This is a genomic window from Segatella hominis (assembly GCF_004535825.1).
Classification (GTDB): domain Bacteria; phylum Bacteroidota; class Bacteroidia; order Bacteroidales; family Bacteroidaceae; genus Prevotella; species Prevotella hominis.
The window spans coordinates 102043-126376 of the sequence record NZ_SGVY01000002.1 but is presented as its reverse complement, the minus strand read 5'-3'; the positions used below and the strand labels follow the sequence as shown (position 1 = coordinate 126376).

Here is a 24334-nt window from a genome sequence, read left to right as displayed (position 1 = left end):
CGCTTGTCTATCAGAAATTAGACCTTACTCGTTGATCAGAAAGGACTCTATCCTTAGACCTTACTTGTAGATTTTCTTGATTTCTGCTCCCTGATAGTATCTCAGCAGGATATCATCGTAGGAGTATCCTTCGTTGCCCATCACGGCAGCACCTATCTGACAGAGACCCACTCCGTGTCCCCATCCGGCTCCGATCAGTTCGAAGCGCTGAGGAACCTGGTTCTCGTCCAGATCAAACTTATCTACCACGAAAGCCGAACTGTAGAGATGGCTGTCGCTCAAGGCTCTGCGTATTTCCAGCTCCTTGCCGATGGTGAAAGTCTTTTCGGTACCGATAATCTGCAATTTGCTGATGCGTCCGCTCGTACCGCGTTCCACAGCCTTCATGTCGAGGATGTCGCCGAAGTTCATCTTCAGTTTTTCTTCGAGCAGCTGCTGCAGTTTCTCCTGGGTCAGCGTCACCTTCCAGCGGTAGAAATCGGCAGTCTCCTGGTCATAGTCGTTTAATACTTCCGAGAGCACTTTTCTGTCTGTAGTATTGCAGAAAGCAGGCGGGTTGGAGCGGATCCAGCGGTCAGCCTCTTCCTCCTGAGTCAGATCCGGAAGTCTGTATTCAGAATCCATCAGAGCCTTTGAACCCTTCAAGTTCTCAGTATCACTTGCGTCCTTCAAGCACTCGGCATTCATAGAACTCTTCAGTCCTTCCGGCTTGATTCCCAAAGCAATATCCCTCACAGCAGAGAGATAGCTCTTAGGCGTGTTCTCCCAGCAATATTGGAATTCCTCGGTGATACCGCCGCAGCACTTAGAGAACCGGGCATCGCAGATTTCCTCGCCATCCATCAGAATCTGTCCCTTGGTCTGGCGGATAGCTTCTGCCACATGTGGAGAAGTCTCCTTGGTGATGCCCTGGTAGCGTTGGCAGTGGTCGTCGGCGCAGACATCAAAGATGGTGTGGTCTTCGCGGTCGTACCAGCGGATGAGCATGTCGTCTTTCTTGACAAAAGAGAAGAAATTGTTTCCGCTCTTAGCCACGTCTCTGCGCTTTTTCATCTGTGCCAGGAGCCATGAACGGGAGATTACGGCATGCGCCTTGAGGAGTTCAAGACTGGAGGTGGCACTCATCTCGCTGGATATCACGCTCTCCAGATACTTCTCCACAGGAAGCTCGTTGATGGCGCAGATCTTGTCTGATTCTACCACGAAATGGAGCGTACCTAAGAAGGTCTGTGTTTCCTTGCGTTCCCAGTGGAAGTTGACGCCAATAGTGACATCGCTCAGTGAGAAGGAGGCATCGCAGCTCTGTGGATGGAAGGTAAGCGAACTGTACTGATTGCCGTTCCAGAGCACACCTCCCTCGGAGAATTCCACTTCCTGTTCGCCCGTAACCACTTCGCCCTTGGCAAGGTAAGGCTTGTTGAGCGAGAAGTGAATCTTCTGACCGCTCACGATGCCCACAGAGACATCCGGCTGCTTACCATTATTATATAAGGTGGAAGTAGTGATGGTGCTTTCCTCAGCCTCCTTGGCAGCCTTCAGCTTATGGATGATGCTTTCCATCTTCTCGCAGGAAATGCCGCATTCCTTCAGGATAGCCTCAGCCTTCTCCTCGGTGAGCTTGCGGAAATCCTCTTCGCGTGGCATGATGATGAGTCCCGACATATCGAGGGCTCCCGGAGAAACCATGATCTGGGCATCGCCCTCGGCAAAGTAGGCTTCCGGGCGGTGCTTCTCTCTTGGAATCACGATACTGATATATTCATCACCCTTGCGCCAGGCCACGATGTTCATCATCGGCTCAGTCTCGTCGCCGCGCTGAGGCATCGCACTGTAGAGGCGCTTGAAGAGCATCTCGTCGCATTCCTCGCTCTTGGAGATAATCACGAAGGCTGGAACAGTATAGTCGCGGATGGCTGCTATCTTCTCCTCGTCGTTCAGGCAGATGATATCTGTCAGGTTGCGTGAGAGGCGCTGCCAGTTGTTCTGCAGGGGAAGTATGCCGCTGGTTCCTGCCTGGAAATGCAGATGGTCTGGAGCCGAGGCACCGCACTTCGGACCGTTGTAGAATACCATCAGTTCGCTGTGCAGACTCAGGAATCGGTGCATCTCGCCATAGTTCTTGAAGATGGCCTGCGGCTGATGCTTGCGTGCCGGAATCGTGAAATGTACCGGAAGGATAGGGAACGGATTGACCAGCAGGTAGAAACGTTCGTCTATCTGCTTGGACATCTGTACCTTCGGACGGTTCTTCTCGCAGAGAAAGCATGGGCGCTCATCGAGGGTCTTCTTGTCTATCTTGGCACCTGTGCTCACGATGCGGGCAGGGTTCCATTGCAGTTTGAGAAGGTCGGAGAGAGTCTGGCTCTCCACATGCTTCAGGTCGCGGTAGCGATGGCGGGCATCCTCCCATCTCTCCAACTGGCGGTTGAAGAAGCGTGAGATACTGCTGTCTTCCATAATGTCGGCCTTGCCCTGCAGCATCTGCTGGCGTGCCTTCAGTTCCATCGTGCGCAGACGGTCTTTATAGAGATTGTTGGCATTCACCTTTTCGATACTCAGAGCGGCATCACTGTTGCCTCCCCAGCGGCGGCAGAGGTACAGTTCATCATAGATTCTTCCGATTCTGTATCGGCGAGAGAAGGCAAGTCCTAAGGCATAGTCTTCACCATAAGACGTGTTAGGGAACTGTATCTGTCTGACGAGCGGTGTGAAGAATGCTCTCGGAGCACCCAATCCGTTGATGCGCAGTGCGTTGTTGCAACCGTTTTCCTCGGTCCATTCCTTATGGTCTATCAGTCCTGGAGGCAGGGTGTTGAGGTCGAAGTCGCACATGCGGTACGAGCCGATCATCATCGCTGCCTTCTGGTTGTGAAAGGCATCTACGATTTTCTGGAGAGTCTTCGGAGACGAATAGAGGTCGTCGCTGTCCAACTGGACTGCAAACTTGCCGCAGTACTCGCTATTGATGGCTACATTCCAGCAGCCGCCGATGCCGAGATCGTTTCTCTCTGGCACAATCTGTACGAGCCGCCCCGCCTGTTTGTCGTTTCTGGCTTCCATCTCGCGAGCGATTTCATCAAGAATCTCGCCAGTGCGGTCGGTAGAATGATTGTTGACCACGATGACGTTGAACTTGAAATTGGCTTTCTGGCTCAGCGCACTCTTCACGGCATCCGCGATGGTCTTCTCTCTGTTGAAAACCGGGATGATCACAGAAGCCTCGTAGAAGAATTCCTGTTCGCCGAAATCCGGCTGGCGATAAAAGCTGGTATCGATGAGGGCTCCCACCTTGTTGAGGTGCTGCGTGCAAGCCTTTTCCATCTCTATCTGCACCTCTCTGTTGCGAGGGTTCACATAGTCGAATTGCTTCTCGCCGCTCTTTCGGTTGTCGAGTTCATCTTCTGTATAGAGGAATTCATTGAGATGGAAAATCTCTCCCACGCGGCTCAGGTAGAGACGGAGGTCGTAGAGACCCGCATATTGATAGTCAGCTCTGTCCTGCTGGGCGATGAAGTCGCGGAGGGCTTGCGCCTTGATGAACCAGAGGCTTCCGAAATCGAAGTCGTCGCGAAGGCTACCAGACTGGTAATCAATAACCGGATGCTTGATCAGCTTGCCAGTTTTCGCTTCTTGTTCAGCTTTCAGTTTATGAGTTTCTGCTCCATCCGCTTTTGCTTCAAGAGTTTCTGCTCCATCTTTTTCTTCTTTTCCTCCAACTTTTGCAGCCTCATTATCTTCTTTGATTAAGGAATAAAAGTCGGAGTAAACCATGACGGCACCCGTGTCGTCTGCCGTGCGTAGGAATCGTTCCAGGGCATAGAGTCCCCATCTGATCGGAGTCGTCTTGGTGCAGATCATCACATAGTCGGCATCGGTGTTTTCAGCAATGCTTTCTACCGTGTTGCTGCTTTCCAATCGGTCAATGACTACGAAGGTGCATCCATCAGGCACTTGGTGATGGGCTGCAAAATCAGCGCTCACCAGGAGATTGATATGCTGAACCGTCTTGTTGTCATGAAGTTCCAGAAGTGCGCTTTGGGCTACTTCAATGTCTTCACAAGGTAAGAAAAGGTCTATTTTTTCTCTCATTTTTTGTGTTATGTTTTTGCGTTTCGGCTCCCTTTCCGGAGGTCAAAACGGTATTTTTTATCTATATTTTAGCTTATTATATTAAAATATGTGGCAAAGATAACAATTTTTCGCCAAAAAATACTATCTTTGCACTATGAATGATGAAAAAAAATATCTTTTGGGGCTTACCCTTGCTGAATTGAAGCAAGTGGCTAAGGACTTGGGTATGCCTGCCTTCACGGGTGGGCAGATGGCTAAATGGCTCTATGAACAGCATGTGAAGAGCATCGATGAGATGACTAATATCTCGAAAGCTAACCGTGCCAAGCTGGCCGCAGAATATGAGATAGGATGTGCCGGATATACCGATGCACAGCATTCCGTAGATGGTACCATCAAATATCTGTTCCCTACGCGCAGCGGAAAGTTTGTAGAGACGGTCTATATCCCCGACAAAGACCGTGCCACGCTCTGTGTCTCATCACAGGTGGGATGCAAGATGAACTGCCTCTTCTGTCAGACTGGTAAGCAGGGGTTTGAAGGAAGTTTGCCTGCTGGCGATATCCTCAACCAGATCTACTCCCTGCCAGAGGTGGACAAACTCACCAATATCGTGTTTATGGGACAGGGCGAGCCGATGGACAATCTGGATAATGTGTTGCGTGCCACGGAAATACTGACCGCTGACTATGGTTGGGCATGGAGTCCGAAACGTATCACAGTAAGTTCGGTGGGCGTCAAAAACAAGTTGAAGCGATTCCTCGAAGAGAGCGAGTGCCATGTGGCTATCTCGATGCACGATCCGATACCTTCTGAGCGAGCAGAACTGATGCCTGCCGAGAAGGGTATGGGTATAGAACAGGTTGTGGAGCTGCTCCGCAATTATGATTTCTCTCATCAGCGTCGCCTGTCTTTCGAATATATCGTGTTCAAGGGAGTGAACGACAGTATGCAGCACGCCAAGGCAATCATCAAGTTGGTGAAGGGCCTCGACTGCCGTTTCAATCTGATTCGTTTCCATCAGATTCCGGACATCCCGTTGCAGGGCGTCAATGATGAGAAAATGGAACAATTCCGTGATTATCTCACTTCTCACGGTGTCTTCACCACCATCCGTGCCAGTCGCGGACAGGATATCTATGCAGCTTGTGGCTTGCTCAGTACATCCAAGAAAATCGGAGAAATCAGAGAGCACGAGGACGAAGAACGCTCTTCGCGATAATCCCGTTTCTTCTTCGATAGAAAGTCTTTTCTCGCGGTAGGGGGCTCTTGCCGAGAGTATTCTTGATAGGAGTTTTTCTTCTCGACAGGAGTTGTCCTTTTGATCAAATAGTTCTTCAAAGACTTTACTCTGTGAATGAATTTCTCCTGAGCTGAAGACCTTTCTTTTGAAGATAAGCGACAAAACGATGATAAAATAATGATGAATTGGAAATATCTGAGATTATTTCTTGCAATCTGCTTTGTATTCGTGCTGGCTTGTTGCAAAGACGGAAAGAGCAGTCGGCTTCCTGAAAGTATCGGTCAGCCCTATGAGGTGGTGCTTGAAGGAGATACGAATCGCATCGTAACTGCTATCTTGCAGGAGAGTGTGCCAGATATGCCTCAGCCGGAACCCATGTTTAATATCATACAGGTGAGAAAAGGAAAACTGACAAGCCTGTATCAGACGGTAAGAAATCGGGTCGTCGTGGATGTGGATAAGAGAAATCGTGACTTTGAAGTGAAAATCAGCCAAGATGTCAATGCTGCTCCGCAAGTCATTATCCGTATCAAGGCGCAGACCGTAGAACAGTTGAAAAGCCGCTTGGATGGAAAGAGACTCCGCCAGATACTGGACGAATCGGAACTGAAGCATCTGGCGTCTGTCATCCGGCAGAATGTAGAGAAGCAGAAAGAGGTAAAGCGGCTCTTTGGCATCGACATGAAGATTCCTGCTGACATGCAGTCAAGTAAGCGTGGTAAGGATTTCCTGTGGCTGTCAAATAATGCAAACTCGGGTATGCAGAGCCTCCTCATATTTAAGTTGAGAGATTTTTGGCGAGGGAATCCCTATCTTCCATCTGCTCTCAAACCGAAAGTTGACAGCGTACTACGTGTCAACGTGCCGGGTGAGGAGGATGGCATGTACATGCAACTTGCCTATATCAGGGAATATTTAAATGGATGCTGGGAAATGAAGGGGGATGCCATGGGTGGACCCTATGTGATGAAGCTGATGTCTGATGCCGACTTCACACAAGGGCGGAACGTCCTTGGAAAATATAATGCATTAGTCATCATTGGTTTCGTCTATGCGCCCGAAATGAAGAAAAGAAATTTAATCAAGCAGTTGGAAGCTGTGCTGACAACTATCAGGTAAAAATTTCGTAAGCTGCAGATACCAACTTCGTAAGCTGAAGTTGAAAATATCGCAAGTTTCAGCTTATCACCATCGCAAGTTTCAGATAAATATCATAAGTTTCAAATAAATACATCAAAATATAATATATGGACAATCAGAAAGTAAGGGTGGCTATCACCCACGGAGATACCAATGGTATCGGATATGAACTCATTTTTAAAACCTTTGCAGAGCCAGAAATGCTGGAACTCTGTACACCTATTATATATGGCTCGCCAAAAGTAGCTGCCTATTATCGCAAGGCCATGAACTTGCCAGGTCAGTTCTCTATCATTCAGCAGGCTGAGGATGTACAGGATGGAAGAATCAATCTTCTGGCTGCTGTAGATGACGAGGTGAAAGTGGATATGGGTATGCCTACGGCTGACTCAGGACTGGCTGCAGTAAAGGCGCTCGATCGTGCCATGACTGATTATCGTGCCGGTCTCTACGACGTGCTGGTTACCGGACCTATCAACAATGCCAATGCGCAGATGGATAATTATCCTTTCCCTGGTCATAGAAATTATATTGAGACCTGTCTTGGTGAAGGCAAGAAGGGATTGTCTATGCTGATTGGCGGTGATCTCCGTATCGCATCGGTCACAGAAAAGACACCTCTGAAAGATGTACCTGCAGCTATCAGTCTGGAGGCGATCGTAGAAAAAGTAACCCTGATGCAGCAGACTCTCAAGCGTGATTTCTATATCAGCAATCCACGTATCGCAGTACTTGCTTTGAATCCAAAGACCAATGAGGATAGCAGTTGCGGTACAGAAGAGCGCGAAATCATTATCCCTGCTATTGATGCATTGGCAGAGAAAGGTGTGCAGGCGTTTGGTCCGTATGCTACAGATGAATTCTTCGGAAAAGGCTATTTCAGAGACTTCGATGGTGTGATGGCTATGTATCATGACCAGGCAACAACTCCTTTCCATTCACTATATACGGAAGACGGTGTAGTCTTCACTGCCGGCATGCCAATCATCCGTACTGCGGCAGATGTTACACCGGAGTTCTGTATCGCAGGAGTAGGAGAGGCTGATGAGACTTCTTTCCGCCATGCAGTCTATTTGGCTGTGGATGCTTATCACCATCGCAATGAGTATGATGAGGCTCGTGAAAATCCGCTTCCAAAGCTTTATCGCGAAAAACGTGATGAGAGCGAGAAAGTGCGTTTTTCTATCCCAAAGAAGCATTCTAATGCTCCTTTTAACCCAAAGCCTGAGGTGAAAAGTTAAAAAAATGACTATTTTATGCCATTTTTGCAGATTATTCAAAAAAAATGCGTAATTTTGTCAGCTAAATGGACACAAGTGAACTTCAGAAAGTAAAACAACGGTATAACATCGTGGGTAATAGCGATGGATTGAACCGTGCGCTCGATGTCGCCTTACAGGTGGCACCGACGGATCTTTCTGTGCTTATCATCGGTGAATCGGGTGTGGGTAAGGAAATCATTCCGCGTGTTATCCACGATCATTCACCACGCCGCCGTGAAAAGTATTTTGCTATCAACTGTGGTAGTATTCCTGAAGGTACTATAGATAGCGAACTCTTCGGTCATGAGAAAGGTTCCTTTACGGGAGCTATCGGAGAAAGTGAAGGATATTTCGGTATCGCCAATAAGGGAACCATTTTCCTCGATGAGGTGGGCGAACTGCCTATCCAGACACAAGCCAGATTGCTCCGTGTGCTGGAAACCGGTGAATATATCCGCGTAGGTGGACAGGAAGTGAGAAAGACTGATGTGAGAATAGTGGCAGCTACGAATGTCAACATGCGCAAAGCCATCAGTGAAGGTCGCTTCCGCGAAGATCTCTATTATCGTCTGAATACCATTCCTATCCAGATGCCGCCGCTTCGTGAAAGAGGTAATGATATCCTTCTGCTCTTCAGACTTTTTGCGATGCAAATGGCTGAAAAGTATAGGTTGCCTAAGATTTCGCTCAGCGAGGATGCAAAGGGCATCATGCTCAAATATAAGTGGCCGGGAAATGTAAGACAACTCAAGAATATCACAGAACAGATGTCTGTGCTCAGCCAGGAACGGGAAATCAGTGCTGAAATGCTCTTGCATTATATTCCGATGGATGAAGAGTCAACCCAGTTGGCTACGATTCCTTCCCAGACGGGCGGTGCTCATAGCTACGAGAGCGAGCGTGAACTTCTCTATAAGATTCTCTATGAGTTGAGAGGCAATGTGAGTGACCTCCGTCGTGATGTCAGTTCACTGCGTAAGCAATTGGATGAAGCCCGTCAGCTCAATGGTGCCAGTGGATTTGCAAGTCCTAATGCTATTACTCCAGTAGAGTCTGTAAGCGACTTCCCTGCGAGAATGGATAAGACACCAAGTATCCGTCCGGTCATTCCGCATCATGCGACAGAAGATGCCATCGTTGAGGAAATCAATGAACCGGAAACGCTGAATCTGAATGATTTGGGGCGCCAGATGCTCGAAAAGGCTTTGGAACGAAATAACGGAAATCGCAAAAAGGCTGCGCAGGAACTTGGTATTTCCGACCGTACCCTGTATCGCCGACTCAAGCAATATGGACTCAATGGCGATGAGGAAGAAGAAAAAGACAAAAATAAGTAAGACAATTGGAATATGAAGCGTTTTCGCAAACATATATATATAATAGGTGTCATCCTTACTATTGGCATTCTTGCTGCATGCTCCGTGAGCTATAAGTTCAATGGCGCAAGCATCGACTATACCAAGACCAAGACCATTCAGATAGCTGAATTCCCTATTAGAAGTACCTATGTATGGGGACCGATGGGACCGATGTTCAACAATGCCTTGAAGGATGAATTTGCTAATCATACCCGCTTGCAACAGGTCAAGAGAAATGGAGACCTGAAGATAGAGGGAGAGATTACACAGTATAGCCAGCGCAACAAGAGTGTTTCGAGCGAAGGCTATTCTGCACAGACCGAATTGTCTATTACTGTAAATGTGAGATTCACCAATAATGTGAACCACAATGAAGATTTTGAACGCCAGTTTACTTCTTCAAAGAGTTATGAGACTACCCAGAGCCTGGCTTCGGTTCAGGAAGAACTGGTCAACCAGATGGTGAAGGATCTGGTGGAGCAGATTTTCAACGCTACTGTTGCAAACTGGTAATTAGGCATTCTCTCAAGAAATATGCATTCTCTCTGGAGTTATAATTCTCAGGGGAGATATTGTTCTCATGAGAGATATATGTAGGCAGAATAGAAGCATTTTGTCTGAAAGATGAATTTCTTCTGAAAAGTTGAATTCGTTAGAAAAAAAGTTTTTAAAAATTATAACTGTTAATATTATTAGAGATTCGTGGAATTAACAAGATTGATACAACATCCGGAGGAGATGAATAAAGAGACTCTTTATGATCTCCGTGAGCTGTTAGCACTCTATCCGTACTATCAGACGGCTCGATTGCTGATGTTGCAGAACTTGTATTTGCTCCATGATGCCAGTTTTGATGAAGAACTTCGCCGGGCAGCTATCTATATTACTGACAGAAAGGTGATATTCCAGATGGTGGAGGCAGCTCATTATCAGCTCAAGAAAGAGTCGCATGCTGCGGCTGGAAAGAAAGATAATACGGCTGATAGAACTTCTGATTTGATAGACAACTTTCTGGAGTCTATACCTGCTGATAAGGAAGACGAGGAAAAGAAAAAGGAAAAAAGAAAACCAACTCCTGCTGATGCAGCCGTCGATTATGTGGCTTATCTTCTGGAAACAGAAGGGGAGACTGAGGAAGAGAACTCCTCTCGTACCATCTCGCTTATTGATGATTTCATGGAGGATGGAGGATTTAAACTTCCTAAGATTGATGTTTCTGCTGATTATCAGCCTGAGTACAAACCTGAGTTGGATGACAACAACAAGGAGGAACAGGCTGAAAATAGTGGAGTCTTTACTGAGACTTTGGCTCGTATCTATATTAAACAGGGAAAATACCAACGTGCACTCGACATTATACGCCGTTTGCATGAAAAGCATCCAGGCAAGAGCATGCATTATGCTGACCAGATGCGATTCTTGGAAAAATTGATCAAAAATAATAAATAAAAATAGTTTTAAAAATGTACACATTATTTGTAGTATTAATCGTCTTGGTAGCATTGCTGATGATTTTCATCGTGCTTATCCAGGAGTCAAAGGGAGGTGGTCTCGCATCCAACTTCTCTTCTTCAAACGCTATCATGGGTGTTCGTAAGACCACTGATGTAGTAGAGAAATTAACTTGGGGCCTTGCTGCTGCTATGGTTATCATCAGCGTAGCTTGTGCTTATGTAGCTCCAACAGCTGTTGGTGAAAGCAGTGTAATGGAAAATTCTGCTACAACTGAGCAGACTGCTCTCCCTGCTATGCCAGGTGCTAACAATGCTGCTGGTGCTCAGACTGCAGCTCCTGCTAAGGGTGCTGATGCCCAGAAGGCTGCCCCTGCTGCTGATGCTCAGAAGGCTGCCCCTGCAGTTCCTGCAACTCTAGCTAAGTAATTTTTCTACATTACTGCGAGAAATTTAAAAGCATTTTATGAAGAGGGTGTGTCATGAATTCGTGACACACCCTCTTCTGAATGAATGAGAATCAGAAAAGTGTAAATATGAAAAGGAAGGAAAATAAGGTAAAAATAGAATGAAATTCGACAAAATAGGCTAAAAACTGCTTAAATTGAGAAAAAATGAAGTTTTTTCGAAAAAAGTTCGCTAAAAATTTGGTGGAATCAAAAAATAGTAGTACCTTTGCACTCGCTTAAAAGAAATAACAATTAAGCAAGCTAACATGGTGGACGTAGTTCAGTTGGTTAGAGCGTCAGATTGTGGTTCTGAATGTCGTGGGTTCGAGTCCCACCTTCCACCCAAGATAAACCCAGTAAATCATTGATTTACTGGGTTTCTTGTTTCTACTTTCTATAAAATGGTTTATCATTTGTCTTTTTTATTCCCCCATGATTGTGGCGATGAGATGTCTGCTGCCGCCGCCTTCTCTAAACTCGCATAGGTATATCCCCTGCCAGGTTCCGAGGTTCAGTCTGCCGTTTGTGATCGGAATCGTCAGTGAAACTCCTACCATACTTGATTTGGCGTGGGCAGACATGTCCGTTGGACCTTCATCTTGGTGCAGGTATCTCGGATCTCCATCTGGCACTAATCTCTCAAAGATTCCCTTCAAGTCGTATCGCACATCTGGATCGAAATTTTCGTTAAGTGACAATCCACAACTTGTGTGTCTGACGAAAAGATTTAGTATTCCTGTCTTTGGCAGTGCGGGTAATTGACGGAGTATTTCATTCGTTACGAGGTGAAAACCGCGAGGAAAAGGTCGCAATGAAAATTCAACTTGTTGTATCATATTTTTTTTGTTTATATTCTTATAATTCATTTTTCAGCCATTCACCAAAGAACTTATCGTACAATTCGTAGGTTCCATCTGTTTCTGTAACAAAATCTTTCTCCAATAATCCTTTGATGCCACCTTGTACAAAACTGGCGGAAGGAAGATTGTGCTTCTTGATGAATGCCGACGACATGATATTTTGAGCCTTGCCAGCGTTGCAGATGGCAAAGAGAAGTTCCTTTTGCTTAGCTGGCAATTGAAAGAGAAGGGCTTCGTATGCAAAAGCACTCTCATCTATAATCGAGTTGAGTGCCAGTTCCATTATCTTGCCATCAGCCTTTTCCGTCATCTTGCCATCAGCTATTTCCGTAAGTGAGAAAATCTTATTGAGCATTCTCTGAAGATACCAGGTGATGCCGTCAAAACGGTCGTATATCTGATAAATGGTTTCTCGTATGATACGCTTCTGTCTTTCCTCAAAAAGGCGAGTAGCGAAGTCGGCATATACCTCTCTATCAATAGCTTTCAGAGTTTTAATGGAGGTGCTCTGATAGAAAGGACGGGCATGACTCAAAAACATCTCCGACATCATGTTGCGTTGAGATCCGGCAAAGATGAAACTGGCATTGTGACAGTGCTGGATGTAGGTGCGTAGTATCGCTTCTACATTCGCTTCTCTATAGCTCCTGATGGTTTGGAATTCATCAATAGCCACAATGCAAGGCTTATCAGCACTCTCCAGATAATGGAAAATTTCATCGAGCGTTGTGGTTGGACTGGTGATTTCTCCCAAATCCACTCCCCACGAAGGCACGCCATTCATATCGAAGCTGATGGATGAACGGAGTGAGTGGAGACAGTTCAGAAAATGTTCCACTACTTTGGTGCCTTTGGGTTTCAGACTTTGCAGAATACTTCTGCCTAGTTCCTGAATGAAGTCGGTTAGGGTCTTCGTGGCATAAATATCAACCAGGAATGTATAGTATTTATCCTTGATTTCTTCTTGGGCATAGACGTGTTGAACCAACCCTGTCTTGCCGATTCTTCTAGGTGCAATCAGGGTGATATTATTGCCATTCTTGATTTCTCTTATCAAGTCGATGGTTTCCTTTTCTCTATCACAGAAGTAAGCGTCGGATATGTATCCTCGCAGAATAAACGGATTCTCTATCATTGTATATAATCTTCTTAATTGTCTTTGAATAGTCTTATATCTTTCTGATAATCATGGTACAAAGATAATTATAATATTGTTATAATAATACTATTATAATGTAAATATAGGAAAGTTTAACCATTCCAGTTTATCTCTCCCGATTAAGTGGTGGATTTCCTTGCTATCTGGTAAACCTCGAAAAATCTTCTTCTTTGAAGAAGGGAGAAGGCTTTAGAAAAAAAACGAAAAAAAATTTGGTGGTTTCAGAATAAAGATGTACTTTTGCAATCGAAATAAGCATTAAGAGTTGCCCAGTTGTGGCACACCAACCGAGTTTCGCATAGAGATAACCACGGTGGTAAAAGAATGTGTAAGTGTTTAACAACTTAAAATAATTATCTTTATGAATCCAAATTCAGATTTAAAGAACAATGAGAATGTGATGGCAGCTAATGCCGAGTCAAGAATTTCAGAGTATGCAGCCCGCTTTGCCGCATATAGCGATGAACAACTAAAGCAGACCGTAGATCACGAGCGCAAGGTTCGTGGTTGGGGCAGCGAGCGCAGTTACTTCCTCGCTGCTCTGCGTAAAGAGTGCGAGAAACGAGGGATACCATATTGCTGGTAATCGTATCAGGAGATTGCAAAAATACGATTATCTTTGCGATCTCCCTGTTTTTTTTATTATTTCTTTCTATATTTTACTTACTTGTTTTAGTCAAGTGGCACTCACAAAGTGGATGAAAAAAACGGTTAGAGAAAAAGTAGAACTAAAGAAAAGGGGAGCTATTTGAGGCGGTGTTTTTTGAATTTTTTAAACAAGAGCCGTTAAAGGTCATTAATTTATGGGGCTATTAGGTTTTTATTCTGAGGAAAATACTTAATTTTGCAACCAGATAAAAGGAAGGTGTGCAAAAAATAGGTATGAAACGTTCGCTCAACATATTGATGGCTTTGATGCTCTCGTTCATGGTGGTTTACCTGAGCGTGGGCACTACAGTCATGCACTGCCTTCGTTCTGACAAGGTGATGGTGGGTATGATGGCTGACTGTTGCGTGGGGCATGACTGTTGCCAAGGTAAGCTGGGCGCACAGGTGAAAAAGCATTGCATGAACGTAAGGCAGGTGAAGCTATCGCCTACGGTCTCTGTCCAACATATGGATTTCGATACAGCACCGGTGTTTGCTGGCATCGTGCCAGCTCTTTGGCAGACGTTGTCTCGTCCTGTTATTAGTAGCATTCAGAAGGCAAGATATTGGAATCAGAACGTTCCGCATTCGCCTCCAAGGGCTTATCTTGCCCTCCTTAACACTCTGATTATTTGATTTTTTCCCTATTTGCAAATAGGTTGCAAAAGATTTATTGTACTTTTGCAACCAAGATTGTCGTATGCTTATCCCTATCAGTAAAATCTTAGGGTTGCATACATATATAAAAAGGAAAAAAACATCCGAAATTAAGATTTTGATTCGGATAAAAGTAAATATATTTATGTATTCAAAATATCTATTGCTCAGTGCCTTGCTGGTTATTGGTGCTGAGACTTATGCAAAAAATAATAAGACAGAGGTTGCGTCCCTGTTATCATATCATAATTCTGTAAGAAATGACTCTGTAGATTCCTCCTCTCAGGATTCCATCTTCAAGGACGAGACCTTGCAGGTGGTGAAGGTGGTGGCTCGTAAGTCGGGCACTTCTCGATTGGCTGGTGCCGTGAATGGCATTGCTGTGAATAAGGATGAACTCTTCAAGGCGGCTTGTTGCAACTTAGGTGAGAGTTTCACGACCAACCCATCGGTTGATGTGGCTTATAATGATGCTACGACGGGCGCAAGACAAATCAAACTCCTCGGTCTTTCGGGCACTTACGTACAGATGCTCACCGAGAATCTGCCGAATTTCCGTGGTGCAGCCATCCCATACGCCCTGGGCTATGTGCCGGGACCTTGGATGAAAGGCATTCAGGTATCTAAGGGTAGTGCTTCGGTGAAGAATGGCTATGAGTCGATTACAGGTCAAATCAATGTGGATTACTTGAAGCCAGAGGATGAGCAACAGGTGGAGGTAAACCTCTTTGGTGATACCAAGAGCCGAATCGAAGCAAACGCTGATGCCAACGTTCATCTATCGGATAAGTGGGCAACGGAGATATTGTTGCATCATGAGAATATCCTCAAAAACCATGATGACAATGGCGATGGTTTCTATGATATGCCAGGCAGAGAACAATATAATGTACAGAACCGTTGGCTGTATAAAGGAAAGCACTACATCTTTCATGGTGGACTTGGGGCTTTGAAGGAGATTCGTACCAGTGGGCAGGATGAGGAACATGTTCATAGTGATGATATTTATCGAATCAAGCTCCATACCAACCGTTATGAGGGTTATATGAAACATGCCTTCATCCTCAATCATGAGCATGGTACCAATATTGCCTTCATGTCCTCAGCTTCGATGCACCAGCTCGATGCCCAGTATGGCAACAGGTTCTACGACCTCAATGAGAAGAATCTCTATGGCTCGCTGATTTTTGAGACCAATTTTACTCATCAGCACAATTTGTCGGTAGGTTTGAGCGTCAACCATGATTACCTGGGACAGCGCGCCAATGTGAATGTTTCTCCAAGACCGACAGTAGGGGTAGAAGACTCTCCTTACCTTTTGTCGGAGATGCAGAGAATGAACGAGAAGGAGACGACTCCTGGAGCATACGCCCAATACACCTATACGTTAGGCACGAAGTTGACGGCAATGGCAGGTGTCCGTTTCGACCATAGTTCGCTTTATGGCAACTTCTTCACCCCTCGTTTCCACGTGAAGTATTCGCCTATCGATGCCATCAGCATCCGCTTGTCGGCAGGCAAGGGCTATCGCACGGTGTTTGGTTTGGCTGAGTACAATTACCTCTTGGCGAGTGGCAGGGAGTTTCAGATTACGGGTGATGGACTTAAGCAAGAGGAGGCTTGGAACTATGGACTGAGCACGGCTTTCTATATCCCTATGTTTGGTAAGACGTTGAAACTGAACGCCGAGTATTACTATACCGACTTCAGGAATCAAGCGGTAGTGGATTATGATGCCAACAAGGGGTTTATCTCCATCTATAATTTGATAGGTAAGTCTTATTCGCACACCTTCCAGATAGATGCCTCTTATCCATTGCTGAAAGGCTTAGAGATAACAGCGGCTTATCGTCTGAACGATGTGAAGTGTACATACGATTATGGCAAAACCTTGAAAGAGAAGCCATTGACCAGTAAATATAAGGCGCTTTTCACGGCTTCCTATAAGACCCCACTTGGACTTTGGCAATTTGATGCCACCGTGCAGTTGAATGGTGGAGGCAGGAATCCAGAGCCTTACCAGTTGGCAGATGGAAGCCAGTCATGGTCTCCTCGTTTCCATAGCTTCGAGCAAGTGAGTGCGCAGGTTACGAGATGGTTTCGTCATTGGAGCATCTATGTGGGAGGCGAGAACCTGACTGGTTTTAAGCAGAAGGCTCCTATCTATGGTGCCAGCAATCCATGGGGAAGCGATTTCGAGCCAACCTTGGTTTGGGGACCTGTAGAGGGACGGATGTTCTACGCAGGCGTGAGAGTACACTTTTAAGTGGAAATATTTAATGTTGAATTATTTAAGCAAATAGAAAAGTTATGAAGAAAATTTTAGTAATGTTCACAATGATGATGGCAATGGTAACCTTTGCCAAGGACATCAAGACCGTAGTGTTCACCACAACACCACAGATGCACTGTGAGGCTTGTGAGAACAAGATCAAGAGCAACCTTCGCTTCGAGAAGGGTATCAAGAGCATAGAAACCTCTGTACCGAATCAGACAGTCACAGTACAGTATAATGCCGACAAGACAACCCCCGAGAAACTCCAGAAAGGTTTTGAGAAGTTTGGCTATAAGGCTCGCATCCTGAAAGATGGCGAGAAGGTCAAGAAGAACACCGAGGAGAAGTGTGACTTGATGTAATTCTATATGCTGATGTGAAAGGAAAAATGATTATCATAAAATGATAATGAAATAAGAATTTTATCTTTTGCAGACTACTTATCGTCTTGATAATGAAAATCCCGGTAAGAGAATAGCTTCAAGCTATCTCCTGCCGGGATTTATTATTTTATGAAACTACATATCCTCCATTGACAACCCTTGGTATCCGATAGTGAATTTCTTGAATTTTCCTGTTGTCTGGAAGAAATGCTCGGCTTTATCTTTTAAAATGCCGAGATTTATATCCTTGGCTTGGCGTTTCACCTCATAGAAAATGACTTTCTGTTTCAGTTCATCAGCAGCGATAATATCAATTTCATTCTCTCCCTTTCGGTCCCACCAAGAAGCGATTTGGGTATATTCTTCGCTTTCTATCATTTTTGCAATGAAATATCTTTCCAGAACCTTGCCTGTGTATGTGGTGTAGCTCTTATCCATAACCATCTTAAGTTTTTTATTGGCGCCAACCTCTATCATGTATCCATATTTGTAGATGTAGCGAAACCAGATGCGAAGGAAGTTATCTTCTATCTGATAGCGAATGTTGCGATTGGTCTTTTGAAACATCGGTGTATAACGAGAAATCAAGCAATAGTCATTCTCCAGTTTAGTGAGATAGCCTGAGAGTTCTATTTTCATAATGCTTTCTATTTCACCACGAGTTGTGTAGCCAGAAGCAATAAGTTGCAATATTTCGAAATAACGGGCATAGTCTTTACCGAATTCTTCTATCAGCATATTTTTTCCTTCGTATATGAAATAAGAATTCTTTGCAACAAACTTCTCTGTCATTTTTTCCTTTGTCGTGGCTCCAGCATCCATCATCATTTCTACATATTCTGCAACTCCGCCTGTATAACTGTAGAGAGCCAGTAGGTCATCGTTGGTGTAGGCAGAATTATATGTTGAGAGAATTTCCTTGATAGCAGAAGGAGGAAATGGAGTGACTTTTATTTCTCCAGTCTGCCTACCATAAAGTGGTTGCTTGTTGTTTTTAAAGATGATGTTCATAAGTGAATAAACAGAACCGCAAACCACGAGATTAATATGAGCTTCCTGTTTGTTAAGATCCCATATCTTTTGCATATCTGAAAATATAGATGGATTAACCCGTTTGAAATCTTGAAATTCATCAATGATGAGAGTGATAGGGCGAATCTTGGATAGTTGAAGCAGATATTTAAAGATATCTGCAAAGCGTGTTACTTCTCCGAGAATAGGAAGCTGAAGTTTGCTTGTTATCTCTTCGATAAAATCTCTGCAGAGTTCAGCTTCTGATTTTCTTGCAACAAAGAAATACAGCATATCCTGAACATCCTCGTATGCTTTTATCAATAAGGATGTTTTTCCGCTACGTCGGCGTCCTGTTACGATTGTGAAACGAGCCGTTTGCAAAGATAGATTTCTTATCTCTTGCAATTCTTTTATTTCGTTTTGTCTTCCAAAGAACTTCATATTTCTATAATTTTATAGTTTCTTTTTATTTATGTTATTTTCGAAACCGCCGTTTCCGAAATGACGGTTTCGAATGCAAAGTTAATAAAAATGCTTGAATATCAGCCTATTTGTTTGCTAATTTAAGTTTTTTTGTTTGTATGAATGTTGTCGATGTTTTCGAAATAGCGGTTCCGAATATAGTATCTCTACAGCTAAGTATGTAATCAACAGTGATTAGCAATAGTTTCTAAAGACCAGATTGAGTGATAATCCGATAAGAAAGATTCAAGCCAGCTTTATGTCCTTCTTTAAATTAAATCCTAATACGAGTTACAAAATTTTGAGTTTTCTTTGTAACTCCCAAATTTTATTGCATAAAAACTGGGATAATCTCATTCTCGGGGGCATAAAAGTGCCCTTACCTCAGCACAAAAGTGCCCTTCCTTAGGCACTTTACAAACTTGGTGAGACATGAATATCTGCTTGATGTTCTGTTCTCTTATTTCCTTTTTATAGAAAATGTTAGTAGTGGTTTTATATAAAGATACAGGTGATAGGTATTTGGAAAAATCTTTATAACGGATTTTTTTTCTAAAACAGGAATGTGATTTTACCCTTCACCCTTCACCTTTTTGCCTGGAATGCCGATAAACACGGGGGCCTGAGGGGTGAAAGGTAAGATTTAACCCTTCATTACCCTTCATCTTTTTGCCGTTTTTAGCGGTAAGCGGCTCCGCGTTTATACCTTGCATAATTGAAAAAAGCAGTAATAGCTGATTGAATAATGCTGTTACTGCTTTTTCCATCTGTCAGGAAGCAAGTCTCTGTATTTTTCCAATGGAGTATTTGGTTGCCATTCTACGGTCTTTTCTATGACATCGCTAATGTATTCGAACAGATTAATGCCATTCATTTTGCATGAGATGGCGATAGAATATAGGATAGCTCCTCGTCTTGCCCCTTCGTGCGAACCAAAGAATAATGAGTTTCTTCTCGACAGCGATATGTACCTCTGGATTCTCTCAATATAATTGTTGTCGAGAGCAGTATCACCTCTTTTAAAAATGTCACAAATGGCATTATACTCGTTAAGGGCATAGCCGACGGCTTGCGCCAAGGGCGATTTGGGCAGCAAATCCTTCCTGGAAGATAATTCCTCCAGTTTCTCTAATAAATCCTGCAAAATGTCCGGTGCGTATGATTGCCGATAAGCCAGATGTTTCTCTATTGTCCATCCATTTACGCCAACCTTATGCTTTTTGTCTTCTTGATAAAATCTGTTGATGATGCCTGCTACTTCCTGTGCATCCTTGTCGTTCTTGCCACAGTCGATGAAGTTTCTCTTGACATGCTGCAGACAGGCAATTCTCATAATGTCCGGATAAGCATCCGACTCCAGCTTCCGGTAAGGAGCATATGCATCACTCTGTACTGTACCTTTATAATCCGAGAACACATCAAGTATGATCTGCTCAGAACGTGATCCATCCTCATATACGAAGAACACAAGTCCCAGTTTAGGTGCGCTTACCGCCCACAGGTAACCTTTCTTCGAGCCATTGTCTGTAGGCTTTACCCTCGTCAGCAGTACTTTATGATAAGTTTCATCTGCCGTAACATAATCCTGCTGTAACACCTTTTGGCAGATGGCTCTATAGATATTTTCCAGTACGTCTGCGCTTCTGGCAATCAGCTTGTTTGCCGTGGCTTTCCTTAGTGTGAACCCACTGTCGGCAAAGTATTTGACGATTCGCTCCACCGGCATGGAATAGATATACCGCAACTGCAGTAGACCTGCTGCAAAAGAAGATGTATAGGATGAGTTTAGCAGCAATGCTGATGGGGTCTTTCCTGGATACAGGACATTTCCATCCGTATAAGTGTTGATGTGATATACGGTCTTGATGAACTTGATGGGCTCCATGCTGTAACGCACACAGGTGCGGGTGCCATAGATGCGCAGCGTCTTCAAAAGTTCCGCATCCATGTCTGGATTAACCGTAACATGTTTCTCCTCCATCTCATAATGCATGTCACGCTTGGCCCCATTGTTTTTGCGCTCCTTTCTCTTTTCCGCCTGCTCTTTTTTCTTCCTGTCAAATTCTTCCTGAGTCATTGAGTCTTGCAGACACTTCTCCTGACGTTCGGACTTTTTGCCGGAAACGAGCTTGCCGAGCGCCCTGTTCTGGCGATTCGCTTTGTCTATGGCGATTCCTTTCTGGACGAGTTGCTCTTCTAATGACTTTATACGTTCAATGAGTTCACCGACCTGTATGGTCAGCGAACTCACAGTATCGTTAGCAAGCTGAAGTTGCTCCTTCAAAAGTACTATGATTTCGTCCTTTGTCATAGTGCAAAGGTACGAAAAAATATTGAGACATGCAAGTATTATTGGATATTAATTTTATCTATTTTATTGATATACAGCACGTTATTGGCATTATAATACTGCTATAAGTTAAGCCTCTTTCTAAATCTCATACTTTTAAGGCAAATTCCGCTCATGATGGCAGACAGAGTCTTGTGCGGCATTTTGCATTGCTTGTTCTTAGGGTCAAAGAATGGCAATTCAAAGGTTCCTCGTTCCAGTCGCTTGTGATATAGCAAGAAACCATCGCCGTCCCATTTTAGCAGTTTAACCTGCTGGCGATTCTTGGAGAAGAAGATGAAGACAGCACCGCCAAGTGGTGGCAGCTCCATCTCCGTCCTTACTATCTGATACAAGCCATTAATACCCGTGTTCATTCGAACGTATCGCTGGCAGACATAGTATTGGGTGTTCTCATTTAATCCAAACATACCGCATCCTCCTTCTCATAAAGTTTCATTAACGCCATAACAGACTTGGCGCATCCTTTTTTGATCGACACAACGGTTCCATTGGGAAAGGTTATGTTTATGCCTTGAAGAAGATCCTCCATAGGAAGATCTATAGTTGGAGACTCCATAGGCACGAACATCACGCCGGTATTTGCAGTAGAGGCTTCTGCTCTTTCCTTACGGGCTGCCTCCTGAACTTCACGGATTTCATGCTTGGCACGCAGGACAGAATATCCCTTCTCGGACATCCAATTTTGCATGGTGCGGTGATTTACATGCCTTTCCTTCAAGAAAGGAGTCAGATGAGCCTTTGGATTTCGATTCAAATAGATTAAGAAGGAATTCCAAGCCTTCTCAAAACGTTCGTTTGTTGTCATAATTCATGCGATTAAAAAATTATGGTGCAAAGGTACGAACAAACGAGAAAGCTACAATGGTATAAACGCGGAGCCGCTTACGGATTACGCAGACTTAACGGAACATTCTTGCTCTACAAATTATTCACGGATTTTCACGGATATAAAATTGCATCATAGACTTATGACACAGCTTCCCTCTCTTAGTCTTAATAGACGATTAATCTTAGTCTTAATAGACGATCAATTTTAGCTTAAGATGAAGGGAGGTGAAGGGTGGTGAAGGGTGCTTTTATGTTATTGCGTCTATAACTATTTATATATCAGGTACTTATGCTTGACGGGTGAAGGGTGAAGGGCTTTTATCGTTTCGCTTTTCAAATTTTCAATGATTTTATCCTCAAATCCGTTACCCCATAGGTCGCGGACTTGAGGTTTTTTTTTATTTTATTGCCAAGTGGCGGCATAAGATAGAGCCTTTTAGAAGTTGCAAGGCAATGCAGAGAGCTGTTGCATGACGGTCTTTGCCATACGAGCATGACCGGCATCGTTTGGATGAAGGCGATCTGTATCCATTTTGTTGAACATCTGGGCACCAGCATCGTAAATAGGGAAGAGACCTGAAAGGGAGTTGAGATCGATGACTGGTACAGCCCAGACATTGCCTACTTCCTTAATCGCCTTCACATATTCATCGAAGAAGAGACCACGTGCATTTTCGTACATTTCATCTGGCTGAATGTTCTTGTCGCTAGATGCAAAGTAAGCACGATGTACTGGTGTCATCACCACGATTTGCTTGGTAGGGTACATCTGCTTCAGTTTTGACATGGCAATGTTGATACGCCCTTTGAGCGTATTCTTGTCCATGGCAAAGTGCCGGTGACGACGCAGTACCATTTCACTTGGTTTGTGGCGGGCAACTCTCACGCTGTCGAATGTCTCTGTGTACCAGTCTCCGATAGGCACACCATTATTGTAATCGTTGGTACCCATAAAAATGAGGATTGCATCGAAATTATCACCATGTTCTTTCTTGAGTTTGTCCGCCTGGCGGGGAATATCATTCCATTGTCTGCCACTCACGCCATATACATAGGGAGTAATGCCAAGCCATTCTTCAAGAAATCCCCAGTATTTTACCTTTGATGCCTTGATATTAGGGTCGGTGATAGAATCGCCAAAGTAAGCAACTTTCTTTCCTTTCCATGGATTCTGGAGATTCTTGAATGCTTTTTCTTTTTCAGCAATTTCTTTCTTGGTCATCGCCTTTTGGGCGAATGTTGGCATTGTCATCGTAAGGGCAAGTGCCAGAGTGATAATCATTTGTCTTTTCATTGTTAGTTTGTTTATTTTCAATTCTTTTAGGCAAAGGTACATTAAATATTTCATAACTTAGAATCTTTTTCGTTTAAATATCGTTTTATTTCTTCTTTTTTCGTAATTTTGCACTCGCTTTTGGAGGATTGTAGGTTTTACATAGAAGATAAGAGTTCATACCGATTTTTCTCCCATATTATTGAAATTTTGATATCATATATATTAAGGTAAATACAAGGATGACTGTAGCTTTGAAAAAAATGAGTGATTTGTTGCGTAAGCGTATAGCCGTTGCGGCTTATTATTTTGTACCAGGTGTAGTTTTTGCCAGTTGGGCGAGTCGTATTCCGGATGTGAAGCAGATGCTGCATCTCACGAATGGTCAGTTAGGTTCTGTGCTCTTTGCCATTCCTATCGGTCAACTCCTGATGATGGCTTTTTCGGGTGTCTTGGTCAGTAAATTCGGAAGCAAGAAGATGATACTTCTTGCAGAAATAATTTATGTTCTCGTTCTTTTTTCTATCGGAAGTAGCAGTACAGTTTTCCAACTCATTCTCTCACTCGTAGCTTTCGGAATGATGGCGAATCTGATGAACATCGCCACCAATACGCAGGCATGTCTGGTAGAGAAGATGTACGGTCGCAACATTATGTCGTCGTTTCATGGCTTGTGGAGTTTGGGTGGATTTTCGGGCGGTATCATAGGTGCAGTCTTTGCGAATACCCTACTTCCGATAGAGGTGCATTTCGGAACGGTTTTGGTGATGAGTCTTCTCATTATAACTATCGGATTCAGATATCTGATAGATGATGCAACAGCAAAGGCAGAAGAGGAAGATGTTCCGAAGTTCTCGTTCAAGACTATCGACCCGATTCTGTTCCTCTTAGGATTAATGGGATTTGCCGGCATGTTCTGTGAAGGTACTGTTTATGATTGGAGTAGTGTATATTTCTCATCAGTGGTGAAACCCGATGAGGCTTTTATCCGTGCAGGTTATGTGGCTGGTATGGGAGCGATGACTCTGGGTAGATTTCTTGCTGATGGTTTTGTTACGAAATATGGACCAGCCAGGGTATTGAAGGTTTGTGGTGGTTTGATATTGGGCGGTTTGTGGCTGGCTGCTGCTTTGCCTTATCTCATTCCTGCCACCTTGGGTTTCCTGCTGGTAGGTTTCGGCATCTCTTCATCGGTGCCTATTTGCTACAGTATTGCGGGAAAGTTGGGAACTATCAAGGCCAGCATTGCCATCACCATAGTTTCGAGCATCAGCTTCTTCGGTTTCCTGGTAGGACCACCGGTTATCGGATGGCTTGCAGAGGCTACCGGACTTCGTATCGCCATCAGTATTGCCGCCTGTTTAGGTTTGATGATTGCTTTTTTTGCCGCAAAGGTTGGAAAGAGAATATCCATTTAATTTTGTACCATCAAAAAATACTCTTATTGA

21 protein-coding genes, 1 tRNA gene and 1 riboswitch are annotated in these 24334 nt (G+C 44.2%); of the genes, 13 read left to right on the top strand and 9 right to left on the bottom strand.

Translation table 11 applies throughout. From position 1 onward, the window contains the following. Positions 1-60: 60 nt before the first annotated feature. Positions 61-4089: a DUF4922 domain-containing protein gene (locus EXN75_RS01260; RefSeq protein WP_246031253.1), complete on the bottom strand. Its 4029-nt coding sequence runs from the start codon at positions 4087-4089 to the stop codon at positions 61-63. 136 nt (positions 4090-4225) lie between these two features. Here EXN75_RS01260 and rlmN point away from each other — a divergent pair, with 136 nt between their 5' ends. From rlmN to EXN75_RS01220, 8 genes are all read left to right on the top strand, one after another. Continuing rightward, the gene (gene rlmN, locus EXN75_RS01255; protein ID WP_118116221.1) at positions 4226-5293 is read left to right on the top strand and encodes a 23S rRNA (adenine(2503)-C(2))-methyltransferase RlmN; all 1068 of its coding nucleotides are present in this window, start codon (positions 4226-4228) and stop codon (positions 5291-5293) included. Positions 5294-5491: 198 nt separating this feature from the next. Next, on the top strand, positions 5492-6433 hold the full coding sequence (locus EXN75_RS01250) for a DUF4837 family protein (RefSeq protein ID WP_134842481.1): 942 nt from the start codon (positions 5492-5494) through the stop codon (positions 6431-6433). 128 nt (positions 6434-6561) lie between these two features. Further along, a complete protein-coding gene (locus EXN75_RS01245) occupies positions 6562-7695 on the top strand; it encodes a PdxA family dehydrogenase (protein WP_134842480.1) in 1134 nt (377 codons plus the stop codon). A 65-nt stretch (positions 7696-7760) separates the two neighbouring features. Next, entirely contained in the window at positions 7761-9053 is a 1293-nt protein-coding gene (locus tag EXN75_RS01240) for a sigma-54 interaction domain-containing protein (RefSeq protein WP_118116215.1), read from the top strand. 12 nt (positions 9054-9065) lie between these two features. Then, positions 9066-9587 (top strand): LPS assembly lipoprotein LptE, encoded by a 522-nt coding sequence (gene lptE, locus EXN75_RS01235; protein WP_118116213.1) that lies wholly within the window; start codon positions 9066-9068, stop codon positions 9585-9587. 189 nt (positions 9588-9776) lie between these two features. Then, complete coding sequence (locus EXN75_RS01230; RefSeq protein WP_118116210.1) at positions 9777-10523, top strand: tetratricopeptide repeat protein; 747 nt, start codon at positions 9777-9779, stop codon at positions 10521-10523. Between the two features lie 14 nt (positions 10524-10537). Further along, complete coding sequence (gene secG / locus EXN75_RS01225; RefSeq protein WP_134842479.1) at positions 10538-10954, top strand: preprotein translocase subunit SecG; 417 nt, start codon at positions 10538-10540, stop codon at positions 10952-10954. 288 nt (positions 10955-11242) lie between these two features. Then, positions 11243-11318 (top strand) — tRNA-His (locus EXN75_RS01220). A 78-nt stretch (positions 11319-11396) separates the two neighbouring features. Here EXN75_RS01220 and EXN75_RS01215 read toward each other — a convergent pair. Both EXN75_RS01215 and EXN75_RS01210 read right to left on the bottom strand, forming a co-directional pair. Next, the gene (locus tag EXN75_RS01215) at positions 11397-11810 is read right to left on the bottom strand and encodes a secondary thiamine-phosphate synthase enzyme YjbQ (RefSeq protein ID WP_134842478.1); all 414 of its coding nucleotides are present in this window, start codon (positions 11808-11810) and stop codon (positions 11397-11399) included. Between the two features lie 19 nt (positions 11811-11829). Beyond that, positions 11830-12969 (bottom strand): AAA family ATPase, encoded by a 1140-nt coding sequence (locus tag EXN75_RS01210; RefSeq protein WP_134842477.1) that lies wholly within the window; start codon positions 12967-12969, stop codon positions 11830-11832. A 274-nt stretch (positions 12970-13243) separates the two neighbouring features. Beyond that, positions 13244-13355: riboswitch (SAM-I-IV-variant riboswitch) on the top strand. Between EXN75_RS01210 and EXN75_RS01205 the strand changes: the two genes are divergently transcribed. The 4 genes from EXN75_RS01205 to EXN75_RS01190 all read left to right on the top strand — a co-directional run bounded on the left by EXN75_RS01205 (position 13355) and on the right by EXN75_RS01190 (position 16935). Continuing rightward, positions 13355-13579, top strand: coding sequence for a hypothetical protein (locus EXN75_RS01205; RefSeq protein ID WP_022109839.1), 225 nt, complete (start codon positions 13355-13357; stop codon positions 13577-13579). Its footprint overlaps the riboswitch before it by 1 nt. A 281-nt stretch (positions 13580-13860) precedes the next feature. Further along, positions 13861-14277: a hypothetical protein gene (locus tag EXN75_RS01200; RefSeq protein ID WP_134842476.1), complete on the top strand. Its 417-nt coding sequence runs from the start codon at positions 13861-13863 to the stop codon at positions 14275-14277. A 166-nt stretch (positions 14278-14443) separates the two neighbouring features. Further along, positions 14444-16564 (top strand): TonB-dependent receptor plug domain-containing protein, encoded by a 2121-nt coding sequence (locus tag EXN75_RS01195; protein ID WP_167639421.1) that lies wholly within the window; start codon positions 14444-14446, stop codon positions 16562-16564. Positions 16565-16608: 44 nt separating this feature from the next. Then, the gene (locus EXN75_RS01190) at positions 16609-16935 is read left to right on the top strand and encodes a heavy-metal-associated domain-containing protein (protein WP_246031252.1); all 327 of its coding nucleotides are present in this window, start codon (positions 16609-16611) and stop codon (positions 16933-16935) included. Positions 16936-17091: 156 nt separating this feature from the next. Here the strand turns inward: EXN75_RS01190 and EXN75_RS01185 are convergent, their stop codons facing one another. The 6 genes from EXN75_RS01185 to EXN75_RS01160 form a co-directional block, all read right to left on the bottom strand. Further along, positions 17092-18411, bottom strand: a complete 1320-nt coding sequence (locus EXN75_RS01185; RefSeq protein WP_134842475.1) for an ATP-binding protein — start codon at positions 18409-18411, stop codon at positions 17092-17094. 599 nt (positions 18412-19010) lie between these two features. Continuing rightward, positions 19011-19199, bottom strand: coding sequence for a hypothetical protein (locus EXN75_RS01180; RefSeq protein WP_134842474.1), 189 nt, complete (start codon positions 19197-19199; stop codon positions 19011-19013). Next, positions 19184-20743 (bottom strand): IS66 family transposase, encoded by a 1560-nt coding sequence (gene tnpC, locus EXN75_RS01175; protein WP_134842473.1) that lies wholly within the window; start codon positions 20741-20743, stop codon positions 19184-19186. Before tnpC ends, EXN75_RS01180 begins: the two co-directional genes overlap by 16 nt. Positions 20744-20844: 101 nt before the next feature. After that, positions 20845-21192 (bottom strand): IS66 family insertion sequence element accessory protein TnpB, encoded by a 348-nt coding sequence (gene tnpB, locus EXN75_RS01170; RefSeq protein WP_022110333.1) that lies wholly within the window; start codon positions 21190-21192, stop codon positions 20845-20847. Then, positions 21180-21590 (bottom strand): hypothetical protein, encoded by a 411-nt coding sequence (locus EXN75_RS01165; protein ID WP_134842472.1) that lies wholly within the window; start codon positions 21588-21590, stop codon positions 21180-21182. Before EXN75_RS01165 ends, tnpB begins: the two co-directional genes overlap by 13 nt. A 459-nt stretch (positions 21591-22049) precedes the next feature. Continuing rightward, positions 22050-22907 carry an SGNH/GDSL hydrolase family protein gene (locus EXN75_RS01160; protein WP_246031251.1) on the bottom strand — a complete coding sequence of 286 codons (858 nt, stop codon included), beginning with the start codon at positions 22905-22907 and terminating at the stop codon, positions 22050-22052. A gap of 242 nt (positions 22908-23149) precedes the next feature. On the opposite strand from EXN75_RS01160, the gene EXN75_RS01155 reads away from it, so the two are divergent. Next, on the top strand, positions 23150-24304 hold the full coding sequence (locus EXN75_RS01155) for an MFS transporter (RefSeq protein WP_223176136.1): 1155 nt from the start codon (positions 23150-23152) through the stop codon (positions 24302-24304). The last annotated feature ends 30 nt before the right edge of the window (positions 24305-24334 follow it).